Consider the following 14627-nt stretch of genomic DNA (forward strand, 5'->3'; position numbering starts at 1 on the left):
CGGCAGCCCCAGCCCCGCCCCGGGCCGCAACACCACCCTCACCGCCGGCCACAACACCGCCCCAGCCCTCACCCCCAGCCACATCACCGCCCCCGCCCCCAGCACCCCCAACCCCTTCGGAGACCGCCCGATGAACCTGTTCCACCTCGCGGGATCCGGTGACGTCGAGGAAGTCCTCCGGGAACTCGCCACCCTGACCCCGGCCGAACGCGCCGCGCAGGCCGACGCCCTGGAGGCCCGGCGGGCGCCGATGCGGGTCGCCTGGTATCACGTCCCCGAGGACCAGAAGGCCGCCCAGCTCGCCGCCGAACTCGGCTGCCGTACCGACCCGGACGGCGCGGCCGAGTGGATCCTGCGGCCGGAGAACGGCTCGAACACGGTCGTGCTGCCCCTCGGCGGTGCCTGGATGCTCGACGTCGTGAATCTCCAACCCCTCGCCTGGCGGGCCGAGTTGGCCGCGCGGCTCGCCGAACGGTCGGTGCCGGGCAAAGCCATCAGGTCCGACCTCGTTGAGCACCTCGTCCACGACACGGGCTGTCCCGTCCCGATCACCGACGGGTTCATCGACAGCTGGCTGCGCTGGCGCGACAGCACCTGGGAGCGGCCCGCGCACCTGCGCGGCGGTTCCCCGCCGGGCGCCACCTTCCTGGCGCGGCTGCGCGCCGACGCCCTGTCGCCGCTCCTCCTCCCGCTGGTGCCGGAGCGGCCGGGCGTGTACCTCCGCTCGAACTCGCTCCACCACATGTCCACCAGAAGAGGCCTGCCGTACGTCATGGAGGACACCCGGCTGGGCGTGTTCATCAGCCTGGCCAGGGAGGGTCTGGTCGACCGTGCCGCGCTGATCCGGCGTGTCTTCGCCGACCTGGCCGGTGACGCGGGCTGGGGCTGGGACGCCGCGCTCACGCTGACCCAGCTCGCCCTCAGCCCGGCGGAACACGCCTCCGTGTCCCGTGAACGCCTCGCGCTCGCCGAGCCGTTGGTCGCCCGGCTGCTCCAGGACGGCACCCGCGCGGACACCGCCCCGCACCTCGCGTATCTGCGCGCCCTCGCCCTCACCCCGGCCGAGAACGTGCCCGCCCTCCGGGACCAGGTCGCGCTGCTCGACCTGTCGTCACCGGTGGCCGCCTACGCCCAGGAGGTCCTCCTCGGCCTCGACGAGGCGGGGCTGCTGGAGCCCGACGTACTCACCGAGATGTGCGAACGCGTCCTGCTCCGCCCGGAGAAGAAGCTGGTCCGCGCCCAGCTCACCCGTCTCGACCGGGCCGCCCGCAAGGACCCCGCGCGCGCCGCCCGGACCGTCCTCGACACGGCGACGGCCCTCGACCACCGGGACGTCGACCTCCAGGAGCGCGCCCTCGACGTGATCGCCCGGCACCTGGCGGCGGCGGGCGACTCCGTCCTGCCCGAACTGCGCGCCGCAGCCGCCCGGATCAACCCCGCCCTCGCACCCCGCGCAGCCGAACTCCTCGGCACCGCCCCCGGGCAACTCGCGGACGAGCCGGACCGGTTCACCGACCCGCTCACCGATCAGTACGCCGACCTGCTGCCCGCCCCGCCCGAACCGCGCCCCGTCCCCGGGCCCATCGAGACCGCCGCCGAGGTCGCCGAGGAGCTGGCGGCCGTCGTCGCGAACCCCAAGGACGTGGTGACCTTCGAGCGGGTCCTGGACGGACTGGTCAGGCACGCCCACCTCGACCGGGTCGAGCTGGAGCGGGCGCTGCGGCCGGTCATGCGCAAGGAGCCCCGCGACGCCGTGGACTTCACCCAGTCCGACGTGTACGACGTGGCCAGGGCGCTGCGCCGCGACGAGCCTAGGCAGCGCCACTTCGACTCCCGTTTCAGGGCGGGTCACTCCTCCCCGGCCGGGGAACTGCTGAGGGCGCGGCTGGCCGAGGCGATCGCCATCGTCGAGGCCGATGCCCAGCCCTTCCTGCTGGCCGTCCCGACCGACGCCACGGGCGCGCTGGACGCCGCCGTACTCGTCCGGCGGCTCTCGGTGCTCGACGGGCTCGGCATCGCACCCGCCCCGGTCGACCTCGCCCAGGCGCTCCTGCGCGTCACCCCGACCGCCGACGCGAAGGTGCTGGACGCGGCCGGGCGGCTGGACTCCGACGCCGGTCGGCGGCTCGCCCACTGGCTGAGCGAGGGCGGCCTGCCGCACCCGGACACCGGCCACGAGGACGACACCCGGCCGGGCCGGCACCCGACGGACCTGGTGAGCCACCTCCACCCCGACCCGGTCCCCGGACCCCCACTGCTCCCGGCCGCCGAGACCCTGATCGGGCCGTACCGCAACGACGGTCTGTACGACCCGATGGTCCCCTTCTGGCTCGCCCAGCTGCCCCACCACCGCGAACTCGTCCTGGCCCGCGACTACTTCAGATACCGCGTCTCCATGCGCGGCTGGGCCCACGCCCTGCCGTTCGCCGCGGAGTCCGGCGGCCCGGCGGGATTCGCCCTGCACCTGGCCGTGGCGTACACCCTCACCTACGACCAGCAGGGCGAGCGCGACGCGGCGGTGGACGCGCTCCTCGTGCTCGCCGGGCGGGGACAGCTGGACACCGGTCTGCTCGGCCGGCAGCTCGCCGACCTGCTGCGCGCCAAGTGGATCGAGGCGAACCGGGTCACGGCCTCCCTGCGGACGGCGGCCGAGACAGGCGCGTACGCCACGATCTGGTCGGTGCTCGAAGCCGCCCTGCCCCCGCTGCTGCGCGACCCCGTGGTCCGGGGCACCGGAGCGCTGCTCGCCCTCGGCGTCGACTGCGCCTCCCGCAGCGCGGCGAAGGGCGGGATACCCGAGGTCACGACGGCCGCCGCCCGCACCGGATCGAGCCAGGTGGTGAAGAACGCGCGGCTGCTGCGCGACGTACTGGGCTGAGCGGCCGGACCCCGCGAAGGGCAGGGCGAGGCGGATGGCCGGGGCACGGTCGGCCACATCACACCGCGGCCGGGCATGACCATCCGCCACCCATGTACTAGAGTTATCTCGACATCGAGATATCTGCCGGGCGTACCGCGGCCCACTCCACTGCCGGTCCAGCGGTAAGGCTTACCTAACTTAGCCTTACCTTAGCGGATCGGCCAAGCAGGCGTGGCGGCAGGATGCGGTGGAACGCGCACATCAATGAAGGAGACTGTCGTGTCGGCGAACAGCTTCGACGCCCGTAGCACGCTCAGCGTGGGCGACGAGTCGTACGAGATCTTCCGGCTGGACAAGGTGGAAGGCTCGGCTCGCCTTCCGTACAGCCTGAAGGTGCTGCTGGAGAACCTGCTCCGTACCGAGGACGGCGCGAACATCACCGCCGACCACATCCGGGCCCTCGGCGGCTGGGACTCGCAGGCGCAGCCCAGCCAGGAGATCCAGTTCACGCCGGCCCGCGTGATCATGCAGGACTTCACGGGTGTGCCCTGTGTCGTCGACCTCGCCACCATGCGCGAGGCCGTGAAGGAGCTGGGCGGCGACCCGGCGAAGATCAACCCGCTCGCTCCCGCCGAGCTGGTCATCGACCACTCCGTCATCGCCGACAAGTTCGGCACCCACGAGGCGTTCGCGCAGAACGTCGAGCTGGAGTACGGCCGCAACCGCGAGCGCTACCAGTTCCTGCGCTGGGGCCAGACCGCGTTCGACGAGTTCAAGGTCGTCCCGCCCGGCACCGGCATCGTCCACCAGGTCAACATCGAGCACCTCGCGCGGACCGTCATGGTCCGTAACGGGCAGGCGTACCCCGACACCCTGGTCGGCACCGACTCCCACACCACCATGGTCAACGGCCTCGGTGTGCTCGGCTGGGGCGTCGGCGGTATCGAGGCCGAGGCCGCGATGCTGGGCCAGCCCGTCTCGATGCTCATCCCGCGCGTCGTCGGCTTCAAGCTCACCGGTGAGCTGACCCCCGGCACCACCGCCACCGACCTCGTGCTGACCATCACCGAGATGCTCCGCAAGCACGGTGTCGTCGGCAAGTTCGTCGAGTTCTACGGCGAGGGCGTGGCCGCCACCTCCCTCGCGAACCGCGCCACCATCGGCAACATGTCGCCGGAGTTCGGCTCCACAGCGGCGATCTTCCCGATCGACGACGAGACCATCAAGTACCTGAAGCTGACCGGCCGCGACGCCCAGCAGCTCGCGCTCGTCGAGGCGTACGCCAAGGCGCAGGGCCTCTGGCTGGACCCGGCCGCCGAGCCCGACTTCTCCGAGAAGCTGGAGCTGGACCTGTCGACGGTCGTCCCGTCGATCGCCGGTCCGAAGCGCCCGCAGGACCGTATCGTCCTCGCGAACGCCGCCGAGCAGTTCAAGTCCGACGTACGCAACTACGTCGCCGACGACGACGAGGCGGGCAAGGAGTCCTTCCCGGCCTCCGACTCCCCGGCCGCCTCCAACGGCGTGCCGACCAACCCGGTCACCGTGACCGCCGCCGACGGCTCGACCTACGAGATCGACCACGGCGCGGTGACGGTCGCGGCCATCACCTCCTGCACCAACACCTCGAACCCCTACGTCATGGTCGCCGCCGCGCTCGTCGCGAAGAAGGCCGTGGAGAAGGGGCTCACCCGCAAGCCCTGGGTCAAGACCACCCTCGCGCCCGGCTCCAAGGTCGTCACCGACTACTTCGACAAGGCGGGGCTCACCCCCTACCTCGACAAGGTCGGCTTCAACCTCGTCGGCTACGGCTGCACCACCTGCATCGGCAACTCGGGCCCGCTGCCCGAGGAGGTCTCCAAGGCCGTCAACGACCACGACCTGGCCGTGACCTCGGTGCTCTCCGGCAACCGCAACTTCGAGGGCCGGATCAACCCGGACGTCAAGATGAACTACCTGGCGTCCCCGCCGCTGGTCGTCGCGTACGCCCTCGCCGGTTCGATGAAGGTCGACATCACGCGTGACGCGCTGGGCACGGACCAGGAGGGCAAGCCGGTCTTCCTGGCCGACATCTGGCCCTCCGAGGCCGAGGTCAACGACGTCGTGGCGAACGCCATCGGCGAGGACATGTTCAGCAAGTCCTACAGGGACGTCTTCGCGGGCGACGCCCAGTGGCAGGCGCTGCCGATCCCGAGCGGCAACACCTTCGAGTGGGACGCGGAGTCGACCTACGTCCGCAAGCCCCCGTACTTCGAGGGCATGACGATGGAGACCACCCCGGTCTCGGACATCGCCGGCGCCCGCGTCCTCGCCAAGCTCGGCGACTCGGTCACCACCGACCACATCTCCCCGGCCAGCTCCATCAAGGCCGACACCCCGGCCGGCCAGTACCTCACCGAACACGGCGTCGAGCGCCGCGACTTCAACTCGTACGGTTCCCGCCGCGGCAACCACGAGGTCATGATCCGCGGTACGTTCGCCAACATCCGCCTGCGCAACCAGGTCGCGCCGGGCACCGAGGGCGGCTACACCCGCGACTTCACCGTCGACGGCGGCCCGGTCTCCTTCATCTACGACGCCTCGCGCAACTACATCGAGCAGGGCATCCCGCTGGTCGTCCTGGCCGGCAAGGAGTACGGCTCCGGCTCGTCCCGCGACTGGGCCGCCAAGGGCACCGCGCTCCTCGGCGTCAAGGCCGTCGTCGCAGAATCGTACGAGCGCATCCACCGCTCGAACCTCATCGGCATGGGTGTCATCCCGCTGCAGTACCCGGCGGGCCAGTCCGCCGAGTCCCTCGGGCTGACCGGCGAGGAGACCTTCTCCGTCACCGGCATCACGGAGCTGAACGAGGGCACCACCCCCGCCACGGTCAAGGTCAGCACCGACACCGGTGTGGAGTTCGACGCGGTCGTCCGCATCGACACCCCCGGCGAGGCCGACTACTACCGCAACGGCGGCATCCTGCAGTACGTGCTGCGCAGCCTGATCACCAAGTAGGCGCTCCGGTACGGCAGTCGGGCCGCACCACCCGGGTAGGAAACGGGGGGTGCGGCCCTTCGCGTGTGCTCGTACCCCTACACCCGCTACACCCAGCCCCGTTGCGCCGCCCGCACCCCCAGCTGGAACCGGCTCGCCGCCCCCAGCCGTTCCTGCAGCTCGCTCACCCGGCGCCGCAGGGTCCTCAGGCTCACCCCGAGATGGCGGGCCACCGCCTCGTCCTTCATCCCGGCCGCCAGCAACCGGGTCAACGTCCGCTCGCCCTCGGAGAGTTCACCCTCTCCGGTGCCCTGGCCCAGCGGGGTCGCCTGCTGCCAGGCCAGGTCGAACAGCTTCTGCAGCGCCTCCGTCACCGCCGAGTGCCGGACGACCACCGCGCAGTAGCCGCCCGCCTCGGACGCGGTCAGCGGAAGCATCGCCCGGCGCCCGTCGACCACCAGCAACTTGACCGGCACCGAGGGCAACACCCGGGCCTGTTCGCCGAGTTCGACCATCTTCCAGGCGTGGTAGAGGACGTCGGGGTCCTCCAGGGCGGTCGCCGCGTACACCGTGCGGTAGACGATGCCCCGGCGGAGCAGATCGGACTGCAGGTCCAACTGCGGGGTGCGCGGGGCCAGATACGGGGGAGTGTCGAAGACGCACACTTCGTGCTCGGCGCGCGCGTACAGCTCTTCCAGCCGGGCCGCGTTGGCGCCCTCCCCGGAGACCACCTCGACCAGCCGGGACGGCTCCTCCCGCAGCAGGCCCGCCTCGTACGAGGCGGCCATCTCCTCGGCGTTGGCGGCGAGCAGCTCGGACTCCGTCTCGCGCTGCCGGATCAGCGCGCGGATCGCCACCCTCGGGTCGACCGCGCGTAACCCGCCCATGGAGTCCGGCGGTTGCAGCAGTCCGAGCGCGAGCAGCCGGTTGCAGGACTCGCGGACCCGGCCCGGGGAGGCGCCGGTCAGCAGTGCCCAGCCGGCCGCGCCCGCGTCGGGCTGATGGAGGACCGACTGGTACACCAGCTCGTCGAAGGCGGAGACCCCCACCGCGGCCCAGGGGCTCGCGGCAGGGGTCCGCCCCGCAGTGTCATATGCCGTGTTAACCATGCCACGGCACGCTAGAGGATCCTTGTTAAGAGCGAGGCACTGGCGACGGGAGTTACTTCGGTAGCAACCCCCTTATTTCCGTGGCTACTTCAGACCGAACGCCCTCAGCACCGTCTGGTCGATGCCGTTGCCGGCCCGGTCGGTGGCCCGCACCCGCAGGGACACCGACTCGGCGCCCTTCGCGGCCTTGAACCGGACCTCGCCGCTCTTGACCCGCACTTCCTTCCAGGTGGTGCCGTCGTCGAAGGACACCCAGGCCTTCAGGCTGCGGGCCTTGACGCTTCCCAGCTGGTCGGAGACCGGCAGCGCGACCGCCAACTCCTGCTTGCGCTCGGCCCGGTTGAGCAGGTCGAGGCCCTTCGGGGCGATCCCGACGGTGAGGACCGGCAGGGCCGTCCCGGTGTCGGTGTGCGCCGAGTCGAAGGTCCACTCGGTGTGCGTGGACGTGGAGTACTTGGCCCACTCCGCCCGGCGCTGCACATCCAGGTCGAAGCGGTACGAGGCCTTGCCCGCCGGGACGTCGAACACGCCGTACCCGCCGAACGTCGAGTCGCCGACCAGCTGCCCGTCCGCGTAGAGCTTGCCTTTCGCGGTGCTGTCGGTGCCGTTGATGTATCCGTAGTGACCCGGCGTGGAGTCGGTCAACTCCGCCACCGACATGGTGAGTTTGTCGCCGGTGCGCTCGGACAGGCCGTACTCCTCACTCGTCCCCGGGCGGATGACCTGACGCAGCCAGTTCTCGGTCTTCTTCTCCGTGCCCGCCTTGTCGAAGGTCCGCAGCGGGCTCCACTGGCCCCTGAAGGTGTTCCAGTTGGGGTAGACGGTGTGCCAGGTACGGGTGTCGGGGTCGACGTAGTAGTACTCGTCGCGTTCCGTGCCCAGCTGCAGGTACTTGCTGCTCTCGATGCCGAAGAGCTGCCAGGGGCGGAAGGTGTACAGGGCGTCCGCGCCGGTCTCGTCGGCCGTCGCCCCGTAGTAACGGGCGTGCCGCTTCACGGTGTTGGACTTGTCCAGGCTGTACGTCTGGTCGGCGGCGATGGAACCGCTCTGCGCGACGAGCACGTTGTAGACGTACGGACTGACCGGTGTGCCGCTCAGCTTGAGCGTGACCTTCTTGCCGGTCTTCAGCAGGCCGGTGAGCTTGGCGCCCTCCTCGCCGGTGGCGATCATGACCGGGACGGTGGTCGCGCGGTCCACGGCCTCGATCCAGAAGCCGGGGTTGTCGCGGTACACGATGAGGTAACCCGCGCCTGCCTTGGTCGCGTTGTCCAGAGCGCTCTGTGCGCGGTCCGTGGCGCCGACCCTGACCACCGCGACCTTGCCCTTGACGTCGAGGCCCGCGAAGTCGGCCTCGGTGCCGGCGCCCGCGTCCACCGCGCGGACCTGATGGGTGCCGCTGATCTTCAGCGGGAAGCCGTTGTAGGTCTGGGAGTGGTAGAGCGAGGACAGCTCCGTCTTCGCCGGGCTCGTGACGCTCGCCGTCAACTCCTGCTCGTACAGCCGGAATTTGGCGGAGAACTCCAGGGAACCCTCGGTGACCTGCTCGGTCGGCGACACATAGACGTGGTCGGTCCAGAAGCCCTGGCTGTAGGTGAGGCCCCAGCTGTTGGCCGCCCCCTCGCGGTGCACACTGGTGCTGAAGCCCTGGAACTCGGAGTTCTGCCTGGTCTCCGGCTTGATCTCCACCGCCTTGCGGGCGTCGAGGACGACCGCCGTGTCCGCGCCCACCTTGATCTCGGGGCTGGTGACGACCGAGGTGCCGACGGCCACGCCGCCCGCGTCCCGGTCCGGGATCCAGGTCGAGATGGCGTACGTACCCGCCGGGACCTGCCAGGTCCAGCCGGTGCCGAGGAAGCCGTACTCGTCGGGGATGCCGTTGTTCAGCTCCATCAGCGTGTAGATCGAGCCGCCGGTGGGCGCCTTGCCGTCCCGGCCCAGCAGGGAGACCTTGAGGTCGTAGGTCTTCGGGGCCTTCTCGAAGCCGACGCCCGTGGTCACCCGGACGCCTGCGCCGGTCGCCGTGATGTGGCCCGTGTACCGGCCGTCGGCCTGCGCCGCCGGGTCGACCGTGACCGGGACCGTCGCCGTGCCCTTGGCGGGAACGGTCACCGTGCCGACGCCCGGCGCGGCTGCGGCGAGGGAGGACGAGATCGTCAACTCCACCGCCTGGTCGGTGGTGTTGGTGTACGTGACGTCCTTGCCGACGACGCCGGAGTCACCGTCCTGGAACTCGCCGAAGCTCAGCGCCGAGGTCCCGAACACGCCCTGCCCGACCGCCCGTACGGCGTCCACCCGGCCGTCGCCCTGCTCGAACACGGAGTTGACGTCGTTGGTCCTCGCCGTGCTGGCCAGGGACTGCTTGAGCTGCTCGCCCGTCCAGTCCGGATGAGCCTGCGCGACCAGCGCCGCCGCGCCCGCGACATGCGGGGTCGCCATCGACGTACCGCTCGCCGCCGTGTAGTAGTCGTCGACGGGCGTGCCGCCGGGCATGCTGGTGCCGGCGGCGCGGGCCGCCGTGATGGCCACCCCCGGCGCGGTGATCTCCGGCTTGGCCGCGAAGTCACCGGGGCGCGGGCCACGGCTGGAGAACGGCGCCAGCTTGTCGGACTTGTCGACCGCGCCGACCGTCAGCGCCGAGTCGGCGATGCCCGGAGTGCCCACGGTCTGCTCGGAGGGGCCCGCGTTGCCCGACGCGATCACGAACAGCGTGCCGGTGGACGCGGACAGCTCGTCGACGGTCTCACTGAGCACGTCGGACGCGCCGGTCGCCGTACCGCCCAACGACATCGAGACGATCCGCGCGCCCGAGTGCGCCGCCCACTCCATGCCCGCGATGATCCAGGAGGACTGCCCCCGGCCGTCGTTGCCCAGCACCTTGCCGACCAGCAGCTCCGCGCCCGGGGCAACCCCCTTGAGCCGGCCGTCCGAGGCCGCGCCCGAACCGACGATCGTGGACGCCACATGCGTACCGTGACCGTGGCCGTCCTGCACCGCCTGGTCCGGTACGAAGCTCGTCGACTCCGCGATCTTCCCCGCGAGGTCCGGGTGCCCGGTGTCCACGCCCGTGTCCAGGACCGCGATCTTGACGCCCTTGCCGTCGTAGCCCGACTTCCACACCTCGGGTGCGCCGATCTGCGGCACGCTCACATCCAGGGACGCCGTCACCTGGGCGTCCAGCCAGAGCTTGTCGATGCCCTCGCCGAGCTGCTTCGCGGCCTTCGCGGTGGGCTCGGTGCCGAGGGCCGGGGCGATGTCCGTCCAGAAGGCGCTGGTCTTCCTCGCGCTCAGCGCTGCGCCGTCGATCCCGGGCAGCGCGAGCGTCCGGCGCGCGCCCTCGGGGGTCGAACCGCCCCTGCTGTAGGTGGCGATGACGGGAGTGGCGCCGGTCCTCGCGTCCGAGTAGCCCTGCTCGACCAGCTGGGTGACGTTGAACAGGGCCGGGTCGAGGCGGCCCGCCTGGATCAGCGGGATCGCGTCCGTCGGCAGGACGCTGACCTCGCCGTTCTTCTCGCTGGACAGGAAGGTGGCCGCCTCGCGGCCCTGGCCGCGCCGGACGTCGACGGCGCTTCTGCCGTCCGCCCCCGCGCTGAGGGAAACGATGTCGCCGGTGATGAGGGTGACGGTCTGCGCCGAAGTGGCGGCTGTGCCGGGGCCCTTGGGGGTGGTGGTGACCGGAGACACCGGGCCGGCCGCCGCGGGCGTGATCGCGCCCGCGACCAGCCCGGCCGCGCCTGCCACGGCCCAGAGGGCATGGAGTCTTCGCATGGGTGGAGGTCCTCCCCTGAACGCTCGAACTCTGAGAACGCTTCCGGCCTGGTGAGCGGAAGCCAGTGATCAGAGTGGGCGCCGCACGGAATGGGGCTCAAGGGATTCGTGTGGCCGGGGAGTGCCAATGCCGCCTTCGGTCAAGGCAGTTGACCTCGTCCGAGGCCCCCGGGCGGCCGTCCCACGGCCGTCGCCCAGCTTGAACACAGGATTCCCCCAGGAAACCGGGACACGATCAGGACATGTCTGGCACTTCTGGGGTTCGCTGCGGTCATGTCCGGGTGCTGATCGTCGACGACGAACCGGCGCTCACGGAACTGCTCTGCGTCGCCGTCACCGAGGCGGGCTGGCGGCCCTACCCGGCCCTCGACGGCGAGAGCGCGCTGCGCGTCGCCCGCTCCTCGGCTCCGCACGCCGTCGTCCTCGACGGCATGCTGCCCGACCTCGACGGCCTCCAGGTGCTGCGCAGACTGCGCTACGAGAGCCCCCGGCTCCCCGTGCTCATGCTCACCGCCCGCGACGCCCTCGAACACCGGCTCGACGGACTGGAGGCGGGCGCCGACGACTACGTCACCAAGCCGTTCTCCCTGGAGGAGGTCGTCCTGCGGCTGCGCGGACTGCTCCGCCGCTGCGGCGCCGAACAGACCCGCACCGACGACTCCGTACGCGTCCTCGGCGACCTCGTCGTCACCGAGGAGACCCGCGAGGTGCACCGCGACGGCACGCCCGTCCAGCTCACCGCCAAGGAGTTCGACCTGCTCAGCCTGCTGATGGGCCATCCACGCCAGGTGCTGAGCAAGAGCCAGATCCTCGACCACGTCTGGACCAGCGGCTTCGACAGCGGCGACAACCTCGTCGAGGTCTACATCTCCAGTCTGCGCCGCAAGATCGACAAGGGCCGGGCCCCGATGATCCACACCGTGCGCGGACTCGGGTACGCCATCAGGGCGGGGGAGGACGGGAGATGACCGTACGACTGCGCGGGCGCTCACTGCGGACCCGGCTGCTGTTCTTCATCGGGGTCACCCTGGCCGTCGTGTGCGGCGCCATGGCGGTCACCACGATCTACGCCCAGGAGAGGTACCTGCTGGGCAGCCTCGACGACCGCGTCGCCAACGCCGTCGCGCGCAGCCAGGGCGGCGCGCGGCTCCACCCGGAGCAGGACACCAACCTCGGCTTCCTCAACGAGAGCGGCCAGCCCGCCGGAACCCTGGCCGCCCGGCTCGGCGCCGACGGCTCCCTGCTCACCGCCCAGGTCGTCGCCCAGGACGCGGCGCCCCGGGACCTGACCCCCGTCCAGCGGGCGGCGCTCTCCGGCATCAGGGCCGACGGCACCATGCACACCCGTACCGTGCCGGGCCTCGGCACCTACCGGATCACGGCGATCGGCGGCCACGGCGACCGCGGGGTCCGGGTGCTGACCGGGCTGCCGATGGACGACGTCCAGAACATGATCCGGGGCCTGGTCGTCGTCGAGGCCGTGGTGGCGGCGGTCGGACTGACGATCGCGGGCTGCCTCTGCGCGGTCGTCATACGACGTCAACTGCGGCCCCTGGGCCGGGTCGCCGCCACCGCCGTCGAGGTCTCGCGGGCACCGCTGGGCCGGGGCGCGGTCGTCGGCCTCACCCGCGTCCCGGAACGCGACACCGACCCCGAGAGCGAGGCAGGACAGGTCGGCGCCGCCCTCAACAAGATGATCGACCACGTCGAGTCGTCCCTCGCCGAACGCCAGGCCGGCGAGGAACGCATGCGGCGCTTCCTGGCCGACGCCAGCCATGAACTCCGTACCCCGCTCGCCTCGATCGCCGGATACGCCGAACTCATGAACCGGGGTACGCAGCGGATCGAGCCCGCGATGGCCTGGCGGCGGGTGTCGGCGGAGTCGGCGCGGATGACGGGCCTGGTCGAGGACCTGCTGCTGCTCGCCCGGCTCGACGAGGGACGGCCCCTGCAGTCGGCCGAGGTGGACCTCGCGGCGGTGGTCGCCGAGGCGGTGTGGGACGCGCGGGCGGCCGGCGCGAACCACAACTGGCAGCTCGCCCTGCTCGTCGACTCCCCGGCCCTGGTCGCGGGCGACGAGGCCCGGCTGCACCAGGTGCTGGCCAACCTGCTCGCCAACGCCCGCGTGCACACCCCCGCCGGTACGACGGTGGTGGCCTCGGTCGAGACGGTCGGCGAGCGCTGCGTGGTCCGCGTCCGCGACGACGGCCCCGGCATCCCGCCGCACCTGCTCCCGTCGGTCTTCGAACGCTTCACCCGGGCCGACGTCTCCCGCTCCCGCACCGACCCCCGGGACGGCGGCTCGGGCCTCGGCCTCGCCATCGTCACGGCGATCGTGACGGCGCACGGGGGCCGCATCGACGTCGAAAGCGTCCCGGGGCACACGGAGTTCACCATCGACCTGCCCAGCGTGCGGCCGACGGCGGTGCCCGCTCTTCAGTTTTCCCTCAGGTACAGCCCGCACAGTCGTCAATGACGGCCGAGAGGAGCCTCATTGAACCGAACGGTTTTCTGTCATGACGAGAGCCGCACCCATCAGGGTGCGGCTCTCGTGCGTCAGCCGTTTACAACGGCACCGCACGGCGCTAGCTTCGAGAGGGAGTGAGGTGGGAGCGCTCCCACACCGAGCGGACCGGAACCCGTAAGCGGGAACCGCTCCCACCCCACCACCCCCCACGCACACCTCGCACCGCACATTCCGCGCACCCCATGCCGGGTGCGTCCCTTCACCCGCACGTTCCGTACGTACCGCACGACGTACGGCGCACCGCGTACGACTGAAGGAGATCATGACATGGCCCTGACATCATCGTCCCCACCCTCCTCCCGCACCCCACCCCGCCTGCCCCTCCCCACCCGGGGCAGAGCCTTCCTCCTCGTCCTCCTCGCCCTGCTCACCGCGATCCCGGCCCTCGGCCTGGTCGTCACCTCGGGCGGTGACGCGGAGGCGCACGGCACCCCGATGAAACCCGGCAGCCGCACCTTCCTGTGCTGGCAGGACGCCCTCACCGACACCGGTGAGATCAAGGCGATCAACCCGGCCTGCAAGACGGCCCAACAGGTCAGCGGTACAACGCCGTTCTACAACTGGTTCTCGGTGCTCCGCTCGGACGGCGCCGGCCGCACCCGCGGCTTCGTCCCGGACGGTCAGCTGTGCAGCGGCGGCAACACCAACTTCACCGGGTTCAACACCCCCAGCGCCGACTGGCCGTTGACCCACCTCACCTCGGGCGCCACCGTCGACTTCTCGTACAACGCGTGGGCGGCGCACCCGGGTTGGTTCTACGTCTACATCACCAAGGACGGCTTCGACCCGACCAAGACGCTCACCTGGGACGCCATCGAGTCCCAGCCCTTCCTGAGCGTCGACCACCCGCCGCTCAACGGCACCCCGGGCAACGTCGAGGCCAACTACTCCTGGAGCGGGCGGCTTCCGGCGAACAAGTCCGGCCGTCACCTCATCTACATGGTGTGGCAGCGCTCCGACAGCGCGGAGACCTTCTACTCCTGCTCCGACGTCGTCTTCGACGGCGGCAACGGCGAGGTCACCGGCATCAAGGACCCGGGCAACCCGCCCACCGAGCCCCCGCCCGGCGCGTGCACCGCGAGCCGCCGTACGACGGGCAGTTGGACCGGCGGCTACCAGTCCGAGGTCACCGTCACCAACTCCGGCACCGTCCCGATGCTCGGCTGGATGGTCGACTGGACCCTCCCGGCCGGCCAGAAGATCGACAGCCTCTGGAACGGCAACGCGACCTACAACGGCCAGGCGGTGATGGTCCACAACGCCAACTGGAACGGCTCGCTCGATCCGGGCAGAAGCGCGACCTTCGGCTACGTCGTCCAGGGCTCCGGAGGTGATACGGCGACGACCCTGCCCTGTCGGGTCGGTTAGTACCGGACCCGGGAGCGGGACTGCT

7 protein-coding genes are annotated in these 14627 nt (G+C 71.0%); 5 read left to right on the forward strand and 2 right to left on the reverse strand.

All coding sequences use genetic code 11. The annotated features are described in order from the left end of the window. Window positions 1-130 precede the first annotated feature (130 nt). Both CW359_RS05855 and acnA read left to right on the forward strand, forming a co-directional pair. Window positions 131-2878, forward strand: a complete 2748-nt coding sequence (locus tag CW359_RS05855; RefSeq protein WP_105968676.1) for a DUF6493 family protein — start codon at window positions 131-133, stop codon at window positions 2876-2878. A gap of 261 nt (window positions 2879-3139) precedes the next feature. Further along, window positions 3140-5854, forward strand: a complete 2715-nt coding sequence (gene acnA / locus CW359_RS05860) for an aconitate hydratase AcnA (protein WP_105968677.1) — start codon at window positions 3140-3142, stop codon at window positions 5852-5854. 86 nt (window positions 5855-5940) lie between these two features. Here the strand turns inward: acnA and CW359_RS05865 are convergent, their stop codons facing one another. Both CW359_RS05865 and CW359_RS05870 read right to left on the reverse strand, forming a co-directional pair. After that, entirely contained in the window at window positions 5941-6942 is a 1002-nt protein-coding gene (locus CW359_RS05865) for a helix-turn-helix transcriptional regulator (RefSeq protein ID WP_105968678.1), read from the reverse strand. A gap of 84 nt (window positions 6943-7026) precedes the next feature. Beyond that, window positions 7027-10707: a S8 family peptidase gene (locus tag CW359_RS05870; protein WP_105968679.1), complete on the reverse strand. Its 3681-nt coding sequence runs from the start codon at window positions 10705-10707 to the stop codon at window positions 7027-7029. Between the two features lie 242 nt (window positions 10708-10949). On the opposite strand from CW359_RS05870, the gene CW359_RS05875 reads away from it, so the two are divergent. The 3 genes from CW359_RS05875 (at window position 10950) to CW359_RS05885 (ending at window position 14602) form a co-directional block, all read left to right on the forward strand. Next, complete coding sequence (locus CW359_RS05875) at window positions 10950-11675, forward strand: response regulator transcription factor (protein WP_105968680.1); 726 nt, start codon at window positions 10950-10952, stop codon at window positions 11673-11675. Then, entirely contained in the window at window positions 11672-13183 is a 1512-nt protein-coding gene (locus CW359_RS05880) for a sensor histidine kinase (RefSeq protein ID WP_105968681.1), read from the forward strand. Before CW359_RS05875 ends, CW359_RS05880 begins: the two co-directional genes overlap by 4 nt. Before the next feature lie 318 nt (window positions 13184-13501). Continuing rightward, on the forward strand, window positions 13502-14602 hold the full coding sequence (locus tag CW359_RS05885; protein ID WP_198655104.1) for a lytic polysaccharide monooxygenase auxiliary activity family 9 protein: 1101 nt from the start codon (window positions 13502-13504) through the stop codon (window positions 14600-14602). Window positions 14603-14627: the final 25 nt, after the last annotated feature.

The organism is Streptomyces geranii (genome assembly GCF_002954775.1).
In the GTDB taxonomy this organism is placed as follows: Bacteria; Actinomycetota; Actinomycetes; order Streptomycetales; family Streptomycetaceae; genus Streptomyces; species Streptomyces geranii.